Genomic DNA, 16,764 nt, shown 5'->3' on the forward strand with positions numbered 1-16,764 from the left:
CGGGGAGATATCTGGCCGCCACTGGGGACGCCGAGTCGGCCATGAGTGCATGGAACATCTGGCCGCCACCGGGGCAAACAAATGGCCGTTGACAGCCCTGCCTGCCTCGATCCGCTGCATCGTGTTCTCCACGAGCGGCTTGTCACGGTCACCGATACGGGTGCCGATGTCGTCCCACATGATGATGTCCGAAGCGGGCCGCACATACGGCTCGACCAGGGCGTGCCCGCAACTGGTGCTGGGACACCGGTAGTCGTACTGCTCCCGGTACTTGCCGACCTTGACCTTCGGGTCGCGCCAGCTCTGACGCGCCTTCACGTCGCTGCCGCACGCCATGCAGTACGCGAGCGGCCGCGGCGCCAGGTTGGGACGGCGCACGCCCTTCTGCGTGAACACGATGTAGACCCGGTCACGCCACTGAGGCGCGTACGGGTTGGTCTCCGATCCGATGTGCGCGGAGGACAACGAGACGATCTGGACGCGGTAGCCCAGCTTCTTCATGGCTCTGATCCACTCGGGGAACAGGCCCCATTGGGTCACGAACTCGACGACGTTCTCGACCACGACGCAGGGGAAGCCTTTGGCGTCTGCGGCACGCAGCACGCACCAGGCCGTGGCCCGGGTCATTTCGAAGGCTTCCGGCGGCAGTTGCCGCCACTGCTCCTCTTCTTCGAAGAGGGCTTCCTGCCCGGGGTCGGGCTGCCGCTTCTTCCCGCCGGCGGGGCTGATCTCAGTGCAGATGACCGAGGCCCACACGATGTCGGCCTTGGGCAGCCAGCGCATGGGGTAGTTGCGGATGTCGGCGCAACGCCCGGTGGCGCCGGGGTGGTTGTGCTCGAAGGTGTCGATGGCTGTCTGCCAGTGGTTGATGCCGAGGAGGATGTCGAATCCGGCCTCACTCAGGCCGGTGGGGTCTCCGCCTGCTCCGCAGAGCAGGGATATGGCACGGGGCACCGGGGCTGTTCTCCAAGGGACAGGGGCCGCCCGGCCCGTGGTCAGGGCCGGGCGGCCGTGGTCAGGACTGGTCAGGAGCGCGGAGCTCGCGGTGGTGGCGGCTGTCCTGGATGCCGAGGGCGATAGACGCCGCAAGGCCGACGACCAGGAGGATCAGCAGCCAGATCACCGGTCGCGCTCCTCAGCGGGCATGGCGCCAGCTGTTGACGTAGGCGCCGACCTCCTCGGCGAGAGGTTCGAGGGACATGTCGCCGGGCGGTTCGCCCGCGCCGGTCGTGGTGTCGTAGATGATCTTGGATGTGCCGTGCGTGTTGTCGATGTGCTCGGCCTTCCAGCCGCCGATCTCACGGCGGTCGTCGTGCCAGGGCAGTGACCTGCGGCCCGCGATCGTTACCAGCTGCTCGCCGTCGTCCGTGAGCGCGATGGTGATGTTCAGCTCGTTGCCGCACCAGTCCACGCCGACGTCCGTGCAGTGCTCTTCGAGAGCCTTGATGACGTCGGCGTACAGGGTGCGGGCCTTGGTCTCGTCGGCCAGGCGCAGGAGCTGGACGCCGCTGAGATAGTGCAGAGCCATCACACGCCCTCCGTCTCAGTGCTGCGGGTGACGCGGACGGTGGCGATGTAGCCGTCCTTCTCCAGCACGGCGATCGGGTAGCCGTCCTGCTCCGGGCGCTCCCAGACACGCTGGTAGCCCTCGGCGTCCGACAGGTGTCGGCACCACTCGAAGTAGCGGGCGACGGCCATCCCGGGCGTCTCGCTTGCTCCGCCCTGCGTGGTGTTGAGGCCGTACGGAGCGCAGTACGTGGCCGACGTGGTCAGCCGGTACGCGGGCCGGGGGGCGTTCATCGCGTCGATGCGCGCGAACATCGGCAGCAGGCCGGTGCGGCAGTGGCGCTGAGGGCCGCCGGGTACGGAGTCGTACAGGACGGTGTGTCGTCCGGGGTCGTTGATGTCCCGGCGTATGACGCGCCAGCCGGTCACCTCGGTGGGGTCGGTGGGCAGTCCGGCTTCGGTGGCGACGACCAGTTCCGTTCCGTCACCGATGTCGGCGCGGATGAGGAACGCCTCGGTGATGTCGACATCAGTGATCCAGCCGAGGTAGCGCAGAGGTGTGATGACGTGCCAGTAGCTGCGGAAGAGCTGCTGCCACAGCGGGTCGGCGTGAAGGGTGTGCTCGGGCAGTGCCGCGAGAGTGGTCATGTCGGTCTCCAAGAGGGGGCATTGCGGGACGGACACCCATAAGGTCATCCGCGGTTGCAGAAATGTCACCTATCTCTGGGCATGCGTTCAGCCGTAGGTGGGCAGCTCATGGAAGGCGAGGGTCCGCACCAGCCACATCCGTCCCGCACTGGTGGCGACGCAGCCGACGGGGCGGTCGTGGTGCCGTAGGACGAAGGCGGCGCCCTCCTCGCTGGCGCTGATCGAGTGGGTCAGCTGGTACACGCCCACTCCGGCGCAGCCGACCGAGCAGAACGGCGTCTTGGCGAGAACGGGATCGGCGGGCGGGCCGTGGACGACCTCGGCCGCGACGAAGTACGCCGTCTCTGCGGGGTCGCGGTCTTCGGTGGCATTCATGGGCTTCTCCAAGAGGTTTGAGTTCGAAGGGGTTTCGAACCGATATTTATATCTTATTCGCATACCGCAGGGCGTCAATGATGACGCTCTTGAACCGGCTTATCTGGCGCCGGAGTTGGCACGTCGTGCGCGGCCCAGACGAGCGAGCTCGCGCACCCGTTTGCGGGCCATCTCCAGCGCCTGCGGGTCGGTCTCGGCCACGCGCCGCTCCTGCTCGGCGAAGAACTCCCGCAGCCACTCCTGCTGCGTGGCGCGCTCCTTTTCGGCGGCCTCGCGCCGCGCCTGCTCGCGACGGGCCCGCGGGTTGGTCCGGCACGCACGGCAATTGGCAGCTGGCTGCGGATGTACCGGGCAGCCGGACAGTGACTGCTCCTCGGTGTGCTCGTCCGGCTCCCCCGCGGCGCCCACCCCTGGGGGTTGGGGGTAAGGAAGGACGTAGGAAGGAGAAGGAAGAGAAGGGGTTTCCCTGGCGAAACCCTCTTGGTCTCCCTGGGGAAACCCACTGGGTTTCCCTGGCGAAACCCTCTCTTGCCCGTCTTCAGGGTTTCCCGGGGGAAACCCTGCCCCGTCCGAGGTTCCTGTCTCCTCCCGGGCGGCAAGGTCCTGCTGGGTGCGGGCTGCCGCCGACGGCTTACGCCGCGGCACGTTCCGGGCCAGCCGGGAGTTCGTCGGTGCGCGCCGCGCCACACGCCGGCGCTCGATCAGTTCCTCGGTCGACGGAATGGGCGGCACGCCGTGCGGAAACACCCTGTACTCGGCACGCCGCCCAACGCGGCCGACCTCGACGCGCTCGACCAGGCCAAGGCCGACCAGCTCCGTGACAACCACGATGACCCGCTTCTCGCCCACCCCCGCCCACGCCATCATCCGCTCAAGGCCCGGACGGGCCAGGCGCGTCTGGTCGTCGGCGGAGTCCGCGATCTTCATCAGGACCAGCTTCTGCGTCTGGTTGATCACCTCCTTCGGCAGGTAGGCCGCCACCACCATCAGCTGGATGCTCACCAGTACCTCTTCCGTGTTCCGTTCGGTCTCGGGCCGCACCCGGGCAGGGGCAGGACCCGAGGCGGTCCTGCCCCTTGGCCGGGAGCGGGTCAGGGTTTCTTGCGTACCGTGACGTTGATGCTCACGGCGGTGCGTCGCTCGTGGTCGAGGCGCACGGGCACGGGGAGACCGGCCGCTGTCAGCTGGGCCTTCATCGCAGCTGTGTCGAGCGTCATCGGTACCCGCAGCCCGGCCTGCTTGAAGAGCGCGACCATGGCATCCACGTCATCGACCTTGGCCGGGTTGCCCCCGCTCCACGACAGCTCGTTGGCGCCGTAGACACCCTCCTCGGAGCCGTCGAGCCTGGCCCTCAGCACCTTCAGGCGGTCCTTGAGCGGCTTGATCTGCTCGGAAACGTCGACGTACTCGGCCAGTGCCTGCTCTCGCTCGGCGTCGTCGTGGATGAGCATGCTCTGCGGGCGGCGACCGGCGACGGCCGGGCCCCAGCAGGCTGTTTTGAAGGGGCAGTTGTCGCAGATCGCGGACAGTCCCGGTCCGGGAAAGGTCCGTGGCAGGTCCTCCGGCGTCTCGGCGGCGCGCACCTGCTCGACCCACCAGCGCGCTCCTCGCGCCTGCTCAGCGTGGAAGGGCATCTCCTGGACGTGGTCCTCGCCCGAGTCGCGGTTGAGGAACCGGAAGCGGACGCGGCCGACGGGCAGCGGGCCGAGACGGGCGAGCTGCCGCTGACCGCCGATGTCGGCGAACCCTTCGGTGCGCAACAAGTCTGCGTAGAGCAGGACTTGGCGCACCTCGGCCTCGCTGGCCCCGTGCCGCAGGATGCTGTCCCACTGGAAGGGGCTCTTGGTCTTGACGTCCTCCACGGTCACCTCCTCCGCCGGGAGGCTCGGGCGCAGACGCTTCGGCAGTCGGGCCGCGGTGTGACCGTCGAGCTGGACGGCATCGATGTGGCCTCGGATGGTGTCGTCCTCGACGCGGCGCTCGATGATCCAGCCGTATTCGTTGCGGACTGCGTCGAGCGCCCCTTCGTGCAGCCAGGTGCCGAGGATCGCTTTGCGCTTCTCGCCGCTGTCGGTGGGGGTGCGGCCGTGCAGAAGGTATCCGGCGCGGCGAGCACACACGGTGTCGCTCGCGCCGATCTTGGTTTGCAGGGAACGGGGACGGCGCGCGTCCGCCGCGTGAGCGGCAGGCCACAGGCTGACGGGCCGCCCAGGCGCGATGGCCATGGTCGTCACGATGGTCTCCAAGAGGCTGAGGGGGTGCCGCCCACCGACTCGCGAGCGGCATGGTGCGGCAGGAGTCAGGAGGCGGCGCGGCGGGGTGCGGTGGCCCGCTTGCGCGGCGTGCGCTTTGCTGCGGCCGGCGCATCCTCTGAGCCGGTCCCGGGGGCCTGTTCCCGTGCCGGGGCCTCCTTCTTCGCGGCACGTGCCCGTTTCCTCGGTGCGGCCTTCGCCGCACTCGTGCCCTGGTCGCTGGCTGTGGGCTCGCCGCCGAACTCCGCGCTGTCGCCTGAGTCATTGCCCGCTTCGAGCCCGGCTGCCGCACGCAGGCGCCGGGTCGCTTCCTCCGCCTCACGCACGACGCCTTCAGCGTCCACCCGCTCCATCTCCTCGTCCGCGTAGACGCCGGACAGGTCCTGCGGCGCGGCCATGCGCAGCGAGCCGGCCTCGGCGCACTTGCGGAGCATGTGGGCGGGCATCTGCTGCCACATCTTCGCAACGACGTACGCGCTCTGCTTGCGGTCGTAGTACGTCGGGGCGAACTCGTCCCAGCGGGCGATCATGGGGAACCGGCTGTCGCCGCGCAGGACCGTGACCTTGATCGCGGTCGGGAATGCCTTCGACAGCCAGACGTCGTGTGCGTTGCCCTCGGAGTCGTAGTAGACGGTGTCCTCGTAGGAGATGGACTCCCCGGCCTTCGCCGCCGCCCGGTGGGCAACGGTGCGGAAGCCGTCGATGCCGGTCTGGATGGTCCACGTCTTCTCGGGCTCGTCGGGGTTGTCGGCGGCCTTCCAGTTGGTGCGGCCGATCATGTAGATCTGCCGCGCGAACGGATCGAGGCCGGTGCGGACGCAGTAGTGGAAGAACATGGCCAGATGGCCGCGCGGGGCGCCGGCCAGACCGGGGCTGATCAGGGCAAGCGTCGAGAGCTGCTTGTGGTCGAACTCGTCCTGGTCGGCGCGCAGGACGATGGCGCTCGCCGGGACGGCCTGCCTGGCCGCCTGGGCTGTTTCGACGACCATGCCCTCCAAAGCGGCGGGCTCGGCTGATGGTTCATCGGTCACGATCTCTCCAAGAGGTCAGTCGGTCCGCAGACTGCGGACCTCAAAGGCACCAGCCCACTCGGGGTGGCGCTCGATCAGGAGCCGGACGTACCGGCTGCGGAAGTTGTTGTTGAGGCGGAACTCGTCGCCTTCGGTGGCCGTGGTGTAACGCCAGCGCAGAACCTCGAAGAGCATCCCGATGCCCACGCGGGTGGCGCCGCGCTTGAGGTAGTTGGCCGTCAGGCTCTCCAGCGCGCGCAGCACCCAGGGGTTGAGTCGGTGAAAAGCCTCGAACTGCGCCTGGATCGTGGCTGCCTGGCCGTCGGGCTGCCGAACTGTGTGGATCACCAGGCCAGGTATCTCGTCCTGGACGCTCTCCATGCCCACCACCTCAAGAACGACTCGAAACGTGTCACCTATCTTTAGGGGTAAGTGGGCGCGCGATCAAGCCCAGTTGTGGCGGCGGGTCGCCTCGGGGTTACCGTCGCGCCTCGGCGGCGTCCTCTATGCGAGCCTCCCGCTCCTCGTTCACACGGGAGACTTCCGCGAGCATGCGCAGGGAGATGCGGGAGTCCGGATTCGCCAGTGCGTGTCGCGACAGAGCGACTTCGAGGATGAGGATTTCCGGCACTTCCATGACGGTGATGACGTCGCCGGCGGGTGTATGTACAAGCTGCATGCGCGCCTCCTTTGCGAAAGGGCCCCTTCAATTAGGGGATATGTATATATCTTATTCGCAATTGCATGCTAAGTACAGTATTTGCGCAGGTCAGGTGGCCTTTCGTGCGTACCGTCCCCGCGTGAGGACCGTCGAGCCCGGCCCGTCATAGGTGCCCTCGCGCAGAGCAGTGGCTACCTGGTCGTCGACCTCCCAGGCCAGGCTGCGCGCTCTGGCCCGCAGTTCGGGCACCGCACCGAGTACGGAATCCAGCAGCCACAGCATCGACCCGGACAACAGCCAGTCCTCTTCTGGGAAGTTGCCCGCGGAGACACGTGTCGCCAGGGTGCCTTGGGACGGCAGGTGGAACAGTTCGATGATCTCCTGCTGGCCAACGATTGGGGGCAGTTGGTCCCGGGAGTCGGCTTCCCAGCCCTCGCCCTGTTCCTGAATGAGCCGTTCCCTGTAGCGGACGTCCAGCAACTTCGGCCGGGGCGTCGTGCGCCCGAAGCGGCACGCGAAGCCCAGCGGCCAGTAGCGCACGCCCGAGACGACGATGGCGGTCGCCGGGTCCAGGACACCGCGGCTGGGATGCAGCCACTGCGACACCATCTGCGACTCGACCCCATACAGGGCAGCGAACTCCTGGTGACCCACCAGATATGGCTTCCGCCGATACATCGCCCTGTCCTCCGCTGATTTCTTGCACTCGTCTTCGCCGGAGCGTAGCCACACTGCACCGCTGGCCACCCCGGCGGCGCTGTTATCGTAGGCAGCGGTCTTTCCAAGAGGACCCTGGCCCCCGCTCCGGCGGGGGTCATCTCTTTGCCCGGTTCCCCATCTACGCGGGCTTCGCCGCGCCGGTAGGTACGGCACGTTCAACGGAGAGGCGAACGATGTGTCCGAGGCTGGGGACGGTGTCTGACACCGCCGCCCCGACGAGGGTGCCGCTAACTCAGCCCCGGACCACGCTGAGTACCGTCAGCGCCACCGCCGTCACCGACGTCAGGACGGCGATGGTCGGCAGCGGCCACCTCCCCTTCTCTAGGGAGGCAACCCGCTGCTCCAAGTCCTCGACGGCCTTATCCGTCTGGTCGCTGCGCTGCACGAGCAGTGCCAGCTGCCCGTCGATGCGGGCAAGGCCGACTTCCAGGGCGCTGCGCAGCTCGGCGAGGGCCAGCGCGATCTCTCCCTCAGGCACGGATGCCTCCTTGTCTCCGGCTTCGGCTCAGTACGAGGGGGTGGCCGGGTCGTGCTTGCGCGGCAGCCAGGACGCGGTGCCGGCGCGTCCGAGGACGGTGCCGAGCGAGGACTTCAGCGCCGATAGACCTGCGGGAAGCGCCGCCACGGCGGCGGCCTGCCACGCGGAGAGCGACACCAGGTCGGTGGTGCTGGAGGCGGCCATCAGGCCCAGGACCGACTGGGCATAGGTGGCGATGGTCCGCTCCGCGATGTCGGCGAGGGCCTGCGGCATGGAGGCGTTCTCCTGTCCCGGGGTGGGGGGCGTCGGGTCGACCGGGCCGGCTGAGCGCGGCACGCGCAGCGCCGCCCACGTATCTGGCCCGGGGATGCCGTCTGCGGCGGCACCGTGGTGACCATGCTTGATCTGCCAGGCGGCGTACGAACGGCGGTGCGCGTCGTTCCAGACAGGGCCGGTCGGGGTGTCGTAGGAGTCGCAGCCCTCCGCGATCAGCCGCTGCGCCATGGCCTCGATCACCGGTGACGACCGGCCCTCGCGGAAGAAGCCCTTGCCGGGGTATGCCGCGTACCTTGGGACTGGCTTCGGCTTGGGCTTGGGGGACGGCTTCGGGTTGGGGGTGGGTTTCGGCTTGTCCGGTGTCCCGTCGGGGACCCCGAGATGGCGTGCGACGCGAGCACGGAAGTCGTCCATGTCGATACCGCCGGGGTCCGGCTTACCCGGCTTCCACTCCTTGTGGCCGATGACGCTGTGCTCGTTCCAGCCGTGGGCGCGGCACACAGCCGCGGCGGCGCGCGCCATCGCGTCCAGCTGCGCGGAGGGCCAGGACTGGCCACCGGTGTTGATGCATTCGAAGCCGTAGAAGTGCCGGTTGCCGTCAGTGTCGGCCTCGTTGTCGCGCGGCAGGTTCGGCTTCTGCGCGATGACCGCGAGCAGGACGTCGGTGTCGCCCATGCCGGCGTGGTTGGTGCGGCCGTAGCCGACCAGGTGGATCGTCCCGGACCGGTCGATCACGCCATGGCACAGCGGGCCGGGCAGATCCTGATAGCCGACACGGCACAGTTCCACCATGTCGGCCTCGGACGAGTAGGGGCCGGTGTGGTGGATCATGACCCCGTTCACGGGGCCCCAGTTGCCGTGGGTATTGCGGTTGTGGGTGCGCCACTTGCCGTGCTCGACGACGCCCAGGCCTGCGTGCTTGAGCACGGACAGAAACCTGTTGGCACTCAACGGAGTTGCCACGCTCGCTTCGCCTTCTCCCCTGCGCCGTATGGCAGTCGGCCGGGCTCTGCTGATGCGAGCCGGTCCCTCGGGAGTTGGCTGCGAAGCGTGGGTGGAGGGTCACCCGGTTGTCATGCTATCCAGCGGCATCGACCTGCTCGCCGCGGCAGGCAGGTGAGCAGGCCTCTACTCGTCGTCGCTGCGGCAGGAGGCGCTGTCGAGGCTGAGCCAGGTGGCTTTCACACTGCTGCCGTCCTGGACGCGCAGGGTCACGCGGCCCTGGGGATCGATGTCGAGGTGAAGTTCACGGCGTACGGCATCGGAGGCGACGGGGACCGTGCGAGGTACGGCAGGCCAGAATCCCTCCGGCAGCAGAGCGACGACGGCTTCGTCCACAGCCCGGCCACTGGGCAAGCCGATCCGGCCGCTGAACTCCAGTGTGTTCCATGGGGTGGCACGTATCTGAGGCGGCTGTGCGGTGTCCGGCAGCGCCGTGTCTCCAGTGAGCGGCAGGTTGCGCCAGGGCGGGTACGGTGCGCGCCGGGCTCGCTCCAAAACGGTGACGCGCCGTTCCAGAGCGGCCATGCGACGAGCGAGTTCGGCGATCGTGTCCGGCATCTACTGCGCCTCCGCCGCGTCGCCGTTCTCCTCCGGCTTGACCGTGCGCTCCAGCTTCAGCGTCGCCCGTTCAGGGTTCTCCCCTTCACCAGGGCGTACGGTCCAGCCGACGATGCGGTTCCATCCGTCGTACCTGGTGTGCGGCTCGTACAGCTGGATGCGTACGTCGTCTCCGACGCGCAGGGCCTCGATGGGGGCCGCGGGGTGGTCGGTGATCTCCAGCTCGGTGAGCGTCGGCAGGATCTGCCGGGCCAGCCGCTCGCGGCGGGCGCGCTGCCTGAGCTTGGTCTCGTCCTTCTCGCTGGTCTCCAGCTTGTGCTCCAGGCGCAGCCGCCCGTTGCGTACGCCGTCGACCACGACCTTGCGCTTCGTGCCCTCGCCCGCGCCGAGGCCGATGACCCACTGGGCGTAGGAGTCGGCGTCCTTGATGACCTGGGGCGTGCCGACCACGTTGGCGCCGGTGGTGAACGTCAACTCCTCGCGGCGTCGGCCGAGCCGGGGCGCACCCAGCACGATGCGCCGCAGGGCGCGGCGTCCGGCCCAGGTGACGGTCTCGGTCCATTCGAGGCCGTCATCGATGTCGGCCATCTCGTCCACGATCTCTCCCAGGTTGCGGGGGTCGGACTTGGAGGTGGTGTAGGGATCCTTCGCTGTGCCCGTCGTCGCCGTCGACTTCGTGTCGTCCACCACGACTTCGAGGTCGCCGTCCGGCTGCTCTTGGGCGTATGCCCACACATCGCGGATGACCTGGCATGGGTCGGCCCCGATGTAGGGGCCGCGCCCGTCGAGGTTGCCGTGCAGGTCGAAGCGACGATGCAGGTAGCTCGTGAATCCGGCTGCCTCGACGGGGAGTTTGGGACCCTCGGGTTGCGCCCGCCACAGCAGCCCGCCCCACAACAGTCGTGAGTTCCGTTCGACGAGGATCACCGTGTCGCCGGCGTCGTCCAGCATGTTGCTCAGCCTGCGGCCGAAGGTGGGGTGCAGGGCGGCGCTGAGCGAGCCCGGCCCGGACTTCTCCGGCCCGAACTCGACTTCTGTCAGCGGCAGGTTCCAGTGCAGGACCTCGCCTGTGGCGGCGCGGGCGAGGATGTAGCGGTAGTCAGGCATCACACCGGGCTTTCCGTGAACGCGATGTCGCAGGTCACTGTGGTGCCCTTGGCCACGGACAGGTCGCCATCGCCGTACTTGTCGACCTGGTTGATCTGCACGGCCAGACGCTGGCGGGTGCCCCGGTACCCCGGAGGCAGGGTGAAGGTGTCGGCAAGCACCAGGCCGGCCCGGCGGGTGGTCGTGCCGTCGTCGTCGACCACGGTCGCCGGGGCGTTGTGCTCGCCGAGGCGGGTGCGCAGCTCGGCGTAGATACTCCCGGCCTCGGCGCGCAGCCCGGAGAGGGTGACCGCGATGGTGGCCTTCGTTGCCCATGCTGGGATGTCCACGTTCCAGGTGGCTTCGTTGGGCCAGTTCGCCCACTGGCCGTGCGGGGCGGGCACCTTCTCTGTGGCGGTCGGGTGCACGGTGTTCAGGGTCCGCTCGGTGCGCGGGTTGGCGAGCCGCCGCAAGTCGGTGATCATGTCGGCGGTGACCGTGGCGGTGTTGCGGGGCAGGGTGATACGTGCCAGGGGTATGGCGGTCATCTCCCGTAGCCCGGTGGAGTCCTGATCCACTCCCTGCACGAGGTGGAAGTACCCGATGTCCTCCCGGCGGGGATCGCGTTCGCCCTCGTACTCGGGGTCCTCGACGCGCAGGACCAGCAGGTCAGTGCGGGCGAACGGGCCGGTCGGCGGGACATCGACGGCCGCGTCGCCGATGTTGGTCTGGGTATAGGCGCCCTGCCAGGGGCGCACACCATGGATCAGGGCGGAGCCATCGCCGACGCGGACCCCGGGGCCGGGGGTCTCCAGGGGGCGGACCTTGAGGTCACCAGCTTCGGCGATGCCCTGGCGGCCGCGTGTCAGGTCGCGGATCATCAGGCGCATCGCGCGGGCGGAGTGGTCCCCACCGTTCACCATCATCGGGGGCTGGACAAGCGTCACTGGTGTTCTCCGTTCACAGGGCCGTGTACGCCGACCGCCACGACACCTCGAGGCGCGCGGTGCCGGTGGGATCGTCACCGCTCCAGCCGATCTCGGAGCGGCCCCGCGGGATGGCGAACTGGTCGAGGCGTGAGGGCGGGGTGAGGTCGTTCGCAACGTTGACCTTGCCGTTGCGCAGGGCCCAGCGCGTGAGTGGCCGGGTCTCCATCTCCACCCACTCCCCAGCACGCAGCGCCAGCCGCAGTTCCAGGACACGGCCGGTGACCGTGTTCCAGATGCGCGGGTTCGTGACCGGGCCATAGATACGGATGCTGGGCCAGGTCGCCACGTTGCCGTGGTTGACGATCCACCCTGGACGCTCGTTCCGGTCCACGTGGACGCAGGCTTCGGGAGCGCCCAGTGTCTGGTCCACGGTGCGGTCCGGGGTTGTGTGCTTCGGCGCCTGGTCGAGGCTCAACAGCAGACGCGAGAGCTCGTCGTCGTACCAGCGCGGGTCCGTGCCGACGAATTCGAGGTCGAGCGGTATCCATCCGTTGATCGCCGTCACGGTGCTGGTCGCCTCCGCACGCCGCATGCGCCCATACATGCGGCGGGTGCGGTGGCCTGGCCAGCGTCCGCGCAGCACGTGGCGGCCCTCCGCCCTGGCACGGGCGGCTGGGTCGTCGAGGGCCAGTTCCAGGCGGGCGAGGAGGTCGGCGGCCTTGGCCGGGTCGCCGGGGGTCTTGATGCCGGCCTCGAACCGAAGGGTGCGGGGACCGTAGAAGTCCTGGCCGGGGAACGTGCCGTCCCCGGTCGGATTATCCACATCCTGTGGGCGGGTGGCGGGAGAGCCGAGTCCTTCGATGTTCCCGACCGGGATGTTGGTGCCGTGGCCGAAGACGAGGCCGCCCATCTCGTACTGCCAGGGAGCGAGTTCGATTGGGGGCTGCTTGATTGGTGTGTTCATCAGACCCTCCCGCCACGCTGCGCGTTGCGCAGGTTGCGCATCATTTCGTTGCCGATCTGCTCTGGTGTGGCGGAGCTGTCGGTGACCGTGACCGGCATGGTGCCGATCAGCGGCTGCTGCTCGCGTACGACGACGACCTGGACGCGCCCGCCGGCGCGGGCGTCGACCACACGGGTGCGGCCGCGGTCGCTGCCGGTGCGGATGTCGAAGGCGCGCACCACCCCGGCCATGACGTCCGCGCTGCGGGCCCGTTGGAAGGAGCTGGCCAGGACCGGGCTGTAGTCGCGGCCGCTGCGGCCTCGTACTCCGCCGTCGGCGAACCACTCAACCTGCCCGCCGAAGCGGCCGACGACTTCCTCCACGACGCTCTTGCTGCGCTCGCGCTTCGAGGACGCCAGCGGTACGTATGCCTCGCCGCCGGTCTCGGGCTCTGCCCAGATGCGCCAGCTTCCGGCCGGAGCGATCTGTGCGACGTGCTGCTCACGGCGGCTGGCGCCGCTGATCCCGCCGTCAGCGAAGTAGTCGACGACGCCGCCGTCGGCCTGCCTGTTGGCCAGTCGGCGCTGGGTCTCGGCTTGTTGACGCAAGGCGTCGGCGGCCTCGGCTCCGTCACCCAGGGACGAGAAGACGCTCACGTGGCGGGTGGTGACGGTCACCGACTTGCCGCGCAGCGCGTCGATGCGCCGCTGGATGGAGTCGGCCGCCTTGCGGGGGCCGCTGGTCGGAACGGTCACCCGAACGTTCTTCGAGCCGGGGACCTTCTCGATTCTGAAGCCCAGCGCCTGAAGTTCCTTCCGGGCCTGCGCCGTCGGCGCGCGCACGACGACGGACTTAGCCCCCGGGGTGGATCTGATCTTGGCCTGCACCGCTTCCAGGCTCCTGATGGCTGCGGCGGTCGGCGCGGACACGCGGACGTTCTTGCTGTTCGGTGTCTGGCCCAGCTTGTCGATCAGACCGTCGAGGCTCGTGCGGGCGGCAGCGGTCGGCGCGGTGATCTTGATCTGGCGGGTGCCGGGGACCGTCTTCACGGTGAAGCCGAGCTCGCGCAGCTTCGCTTGTGCGCCGTCACTCAGCGAGTCGACCTTGATCGTCTTGGTGTTCGGCAGCCGCTGGAACTCCGCTTGGACCGCGATCAGGTTCGCCAGTGTGCTGTCCATGCCCTTGGTCTGGAGCAGCAAGGAGACCTTCGACGGCAGCAGGCCCAGGCTGTCGGCAACGGCCCGGGCCTGGGTACGGGTCAGTCCGTAGCCCTGGGCCGCCTTGATCGCCTCGGCGCGCGCCCGGCTCATCTCCCCGCGGGCCTTGGCCAGGGCTGCGGGCAGCTCCTCGCCGTTGCGCAGGGCCAGGTCGTAGGTCGCCACGGAGGCGTCGGCCGCTGCATCAGACAGGGCGGTGAGCTGGGTGTAGAGCTGCTGCCCGTTCCTCGTGGTGGTGTTGAGGGTCTTGTCCTCGTTGACGAGCTGGCGGCCGCCGTATCCCTGGTCGCGGTTGACGTTGCGGCCACCGTCTTGGAGGTCGAGCACGGCGGAGTTGACCTTCGCCTGCGCGGCCTGGAGGGAGATCTGACCGCCGGATAGCAGGTCTAGGGCGCTCTTGAGGGCGCGCGTGCGGCTGTCGGCATCCGCGGTCTCGTCGGCCAGGCCGCCGACGGCGGCCTTGAGCCGGTCGTAGGCGGAGGTGCCGTCCCCGGCGCCCTTGGTCGCCGCGGCCAGGTCCCGCGCGTTCTTGATCGACTCGGCCATCTCGCCCTTGACGTTGCCGAGGGCGTCAGCGGCGTCCTTGTACTGCTGTCCGACGTCGGTGTAGTCGAGGACGGATGCTTTGCCGCCCGCTATGTCCCGGTAGGCGCGGTGGGAGTTGGCAGTGGCCATCAGCTGCTTCTGCAGCGCCTCCAGCGAGGTGCCCTGCCCGAGGTAGGCGTCCGTCAAGGTGGCGAGGGGCACGCCGGCCTGGTCCATGACCTTGGTGAGCTGGCCCTGGCTGGTCTTGGTGTCCAGCAGGATCTGGGCGGCCTGCTGGCGCACGTTGCTGTCGATCTGCCCGCCGGACTCGCGCAGGGCCGACGTCAGCGAGGAGATGCGCTGCTGGTGCTCGGCCGCGGCTTGTGCTGCCTTCTGCTGGCGGGCGGCGAGCAGGCCGAGGCCGACAGCCACGCCGGCCATGGCGATCCCGAACGGGCCGCCGAGCGCGCTGGTGATGCCGCCGAGGGAGGATCGAAGACCCGAACCGGCGGCGCGGCCGATGCCGTTCAGGGTGCCCATGAACGTCGTTCCGGCGCCGTTCGCGCTGCGGAACGCCGAGGTCATGGTGCCGAGGAACCCGACGCGCGCCTGCACCACGGCCCAGGCGGCTCCGTACCGCGACACCGCAACCCCGGCCGAGGCAGCGAGAGCCTGCTGGACTCGCATCTGCTGGGAGAAGCTCTGGAAGCCGGTGCGCACCGGCCCGTTGACCGTGCTGGCGATGTTGGTCAGCGTCGGCTGGACGCGGCGGAACAGCAGCATGGCCAGGGCAGCTGACTGGATCGGGGCGGGCAGCGCACCGAAGGCGCTGACGAGGCCGCCGACGATGTGCCCGATCGGAACGAGCACGAGGGACAGGCCCGAGACCGCGTCCATGGCCACGTTGGCGACGGTGGCGATGATGTCGAGCGTGCCGGCTGCCGCACCGCCTTCCGCGCCCAGGTCGGCGATAGCGGACACGATGGGCTCCGCGCCGTCGGCCGCGTTGCCCAGAACTTCGCCCAGAGTCCGGGCGGCGTTGATCAGCAAGTTCAGGCCGGTGGCAAGAGCGTCTTCGCCGAGTTCCTTGAGCGGGCCGACGAAGCGTTTCGCCTCATCGATCAGGCCGCCAAGCCCGTCCTGGGTCTTGGCCTTGAGATCGGGGCCGTACAGGACGGCGAGGTTGCGGCCGTACTCCAGTGCGGTCGTCAGGTACGGCGTCGCTCCCGCCAACCCGCGCGTCAGCAGACGGGTGACGTATTCGAGGCCGGGGGCCATGCCGTCGTAGAGCGCGAGCCCGCTTTGCCGGGCCTGGGTGCGCAGCTGCACCATCGCGCCGGCCAGGCCCTGGCCGCGCGATGCCGTGATGGACGCCGCGGCACCGGTCTGCCGTACGGCCAGCGACAGGTCGTCGAAGGACTCGGTACCCTGGTGCGCGAGCGCGACCGCCCCGCTCAGTGCGGGCTTCCCGAAGGCCTGGGTCACTCCTGCCGCGAAGTCCCGTTGGGAGAGGTCGTGTTCGGCCTTGGACAGGCCATCAATGACGACGCGAAGTCCACGGAAGCGTCCCTCGGCATCCCACGCTTCGATACCCAGGTCCTTGAGCGCGCCGCGCATCTTCGGCGTCGGCGCTGCGAGGTTGGCGAAGATCCCCCTGAGCGAGGTGCCCGCCGTCTGCCCGAGGATGCCCGCCTTGCCGAGCATGCCGACGGCGGCCGCGGTGTCCTGCAGCGAGACGCCGAGGGCGTTGGCGACCGGACCGGCGTACCGCATCGAGTAGTAGATGTCGGTGATCGAGCCGGAGGCGTTGTTCGCCGTGGCCGCCAGTGTGTCCGACGCCTTGGCCGCCTGATCGGCGCCGAGGCCGTACTGGTCCATGATGTCGCCCAGGTACTTGGCCGACGTGGCAGCGTTGACGTCAGCTGCTGCCGCGAGCTGGAGCGAGGCACGGACAGCGTCGATCGACTGATCGGCCCGGAAGCCCGCCTTGCTCAATTCGACCATGCCCTCGGCCGCGTCGGCCGCGGTCGAGCCCGGCAGGCTCAGGTCGTTGCCGAGTTCCTGCGCGACCACGCCGGCGCGCTGCATCTGCGCGGCCGTAGCGGAGGTGACCGCGCGGAAGAGGTTCATCTGCCGCTGGTAGCGGTTGCCCTCCTCGACCATCTCGCCCGCGCCGAGCAGCAGGCTGCCGCCCGCGAGGAGGTTGGTGGTGGAGATACCGCTCCTGCCCGCGCCTGCCATCGTGCGCTGGAGGCGGGACATGGAGCGGGCCCCGTCGTCCCCGGCCACCCGGAGGCTGGCGCGGGCGGCGGAGGCACGGGCGGCGATCCGGTTCAGTTCGGCGACGGCTGAGCGGGAGGAGCGGTTGAGCGCGGCGAACTGACCTGCCAGACGGGCGCCGTTCACGTCCAGGCGGGCGAGGGAGCGGTTGGCGGCGTCGGTGCGGTCGGCGAGGGTCCGCATCTGACCGGAGGCAGCACGAGTTCCCGCGATCAGGTCGCGGACCTCGGCGCGCATCGCCACGGTCAGGGTGAACCCGGCCACCGCAGCAGGCCTCCTTCATCGTCGTGCGGGATCT

16 protein-coding genes and 1 pseudogene are annotated in these 16,764 nt (G+C 69.1%); all 17 read right to left on the reverse strand.

The features are described from left to right. The coding region (locus tag ACFU95_RS40840; protein ID WP_383839462.1) for a DNA cytosine methyltransferase at positions 1-954 on the reverse strand (954 nt) is incomplete at its 3' end. A 181-nt stretch (positions 955-1,135) separates the two neighbouring features. Next, positions 1,136-1,528 (reverse strand): hypothetical protein, encoded by a 393-nt coding sequence (locus ACFU95_RS40845; protein WP_383839465.1) that lies wholly within the window; start codon positions 1,526-1,528, stop codon positions 1,136-1,138. After that, positions 1,528-2,154 (reverse strand): hypothetical protein, encoded by a 627-nt coding sequence (locus ACFU95_RS40850; RefSeq protein ID WP_383839468.1) that lies wholly within the window; start codon positions 2,152-2,154, stop codon positions 1,528-1,530. The genes ACFU95_RS40845 and ACFU95_RS40850 overlap by 1 nt, the downstream gene beginning before the upstream one ends. An 87-nt stretch (positions 2,155-2,241) precedes the next feature. Further along, positions 2,242-2,529, reverse strand: coding sequence for a hypothetical protein (locus tag ACFU95_RS40855; RefSeq protein ID WP_383839471.1), 288 nt, complete (start codon positions 2,527-2,529; stop codon positions 2,242-2,244). A 99-nt stretch (positions 2,530-2,628) separates the two neighbouring features. Then, entirely contained in the window at positions 2,629-3,531 is a 903-nt protein-coding gene (locus ACFU95_RS40860; RefSeq protein ID WP_383839473.1) for a helix-turn-helix domain-containing protein, read from the reverse strand. Positions 3,532-3,620: 89 nt separating this feature from the next. Beyond that, entirely contained in the window at positions 3,621-4,754 is a 1,134-nt protein-coding gene (locus tag ACFU95_RS40865; RefSeq protein ID WP_383839477.1) for a PD-(D/E)XK nuclease family protein, read from the reverse strand. A 74-nt stretch (positions 4,755-4,828) separates the two neighbouring features. Next, complete coding sequence (locus ACFU95_RS40870; protein WP_383839481.1) at positions 4,829-5,812, reverse strand: recombinase RecT; 984 nt, start codon at positions 5,810-5,812, stop codon at positions 4,829-4,831. 15 nt (positions 5,813-5,827) lie between these two features. After that, the gene (locus tag ACFU95_RS40875; protein WP_383839484.1) at positions 5,828-6,172 is read right to left on the reverse strand and encodes a hypothetical protein; all 345 of its coding nucleotides are present in this window, start codon (positions 6,170-6,172) and stop codon (positions 5,828-5,830) included. A 97-nt stretch (positions 6,173-6,269) separates the two neighbouring features. Beyond that, positions 6,270-6,470: a hypothetical protein gene (locus ACFU95_RS40880; RefSeq protein WP_383839487.1), complete on the reverse strand. Its 201-nt coding sequence runs from the start codon at positions 6,468-6,470 to the stop codon at positions 6,270-6,272. A gap of 90 nt (positions 6,471-6,560) precedes the next feature. Further along, positions 6,561-7,130, reverse strand: a complete 570-nt coding sequence (locus ACFU95_RS40885) for a hypothetical protein (protein ID WP_383839490.1) — start codon at positions 7,128-7,130, stop codon at positions 6,561-6,563. A gap of 274 nt (positions 7,131-7,404) precedes the next feature. Next, entirely contained in the window at positions 7,405-7,650 is a 246-nt protein-coding gene (locus ACFU95_RS40890; protein ID WP_383839493.1) for a hypothetical protein, read from the reverse strand. 324 nt (positions 7,651-7,974) lie between these two features. Then, positions 7,975-8,889: pseudogene (locus ACFU95_RS40895) on the reverse strand (peptidoglycan-binding protein); the annotation flags it as partial. 165 nt (positions 8,890-9,054) lie between these two features. Beyond that, the gene (locus ACFU95_RS40900) at positions 9,055-9,486 is read right to left on the reverse strand and encodes a hypothetical protein (protein WP_383839495.1); all 432 of its coding nucleotides are present in this window, start codon (positions 9,484-9,486) and stop codon (positions 9,055-9,057) included. After that, positions 9,487-10,593, reverse strand: coding sequence for a hypothetical protein (locus ACFU95_RS40905; RefSeq protein ID WP_383839498.1), 1,107 nt, complete (start codon positions 10,591-10,593; stop codon positions 9,487-9,489). Further along, a complete protein-coding gene (locus tag ACFU95_RS40910) occupies positions 10,593-11,519 on the reverse strand; it encodes a hypothetical protein (protein ID WP_383839501.1) in 927 nt (308 codons plus the stop codon). The genes ACFU95_RS40905 and ACFU95_RS40910 overlap by 1 nt, the downstream gene beginning before the upstream one ends. A gap of 13 nt (positions 11,520-11,532) precedes the next feature. Beyond that, positions 11,533-12,465, reverse strand: coding sequence for a hypothetical protein (locus tag ACFU95_RS40915; RefSeq protein ID WP_383839504.1), 933 nt, complete (start codon positions 12,463-12,465; stop codon positions 11,533-11,535). After that, positions 12,465-16,730, reverse strand: coding sequence for a phage tail tape measure protein (locus tag ACFU95_RS40920; protein ID WP_383839507.1), 4,266 nt, complete (start codon positions 16,728-16,730; stop codon positions 12,465-12,467). Before ACFU95_RS40920 ends, ACFU95_RS40915 begins: the two co-directional genes overlap by 1 nt. Positions 16,731-16,764 lie beyond the last annotated feature (34 nt).

The organism is Streptomyces sp. NPDC057623 (assembly GCF_042800355.1).
Taxonomy (GTDB): Bacteria; Actinomycetota; Actinomycetes; order Streptomycetales; family Streptomycetaceae; genus Streptomyces.

What these genes read in the sequence shown, in the direction of transcription:
- ACFU95_RS40845 (WP_383839465.1), bottom strand. Translation starts at nt 1,528, where the DNA reads ATGGCTCTGCACTATCTCAGCGGCGTCCAGCTCCTGCGCCTGGCCGAC.
- ACFU95_RS40850 (WP_383839468.1), bottom strand. Translation starts at nt 2,154, where the DNA reads ATGACCACTCTCGCGGCACTGCCCGAGCACACCCTTCACGCCGACCCG.
- ACFU95_RS40855 (WP_383839471.1), bottom strand. Translation starts at nt 2,529, where the DNA reads ATGAATGCCACCGAAGACCGCGACCCCGCAGAGACGGCGTACTTCGTC.
- ACFU95_RS40865 (WP_383839477.1), bottom strand. Translation starts at nt 4,754, where the DNA reads ATGGCCATCGCGCCTGGGCGGCCCGTCAGCCTGTGGCCTGCCGCTCAC.
- ACFU95_RS40875 (WP_383839484.1), bottom strand. Translation starts at nt 6,172, where the DNA reads ATGGAGAGCGTCCAGGACGAGATACCTGGCCTGGTGATCCACACAGTT.
- ACFU95_RS40880 (WP_383839487.1), bottom strand. Translation starts at nt 6,470, where the DNA reads ATGCAGCTTGTACATACACCCGCCGGCGACGTCATCACCGTCATGGAA.
- ACFU95_RS40885 (WP_383839490.1), bottom strand. Translation starts at nt 7,130, where the DNA reads ATGTATCGGCGGAAGCCATATCTGGTGGGTCACCAGGAGTTCGCTGCC.
- ACFU95_RS40900 (WP_383839495.1), bottom strand. Translation starts at nt 9,486, where the DNA reads ATGCCGGACACGATCGCCGAACTCGCTCGTCGCATGGCCGCTCTGGAA.
- ACFU95_RS40905 (WP_383839498.1), bottom strand. Translation starts at nt 10,593, where the DNA reads ATGCCTGACTACCGCTACATCCTCGCCCGCGCCGCCACAGGCGAGGTC.
- ACFU95_RS40915 (WP_383839504.1), bottom strand. Translation starts at nt 12,465, where the DNA reads ATGAACACACCAATCAAGCAGCCCCCAATCGAACTCGCTCCCTGGCAG.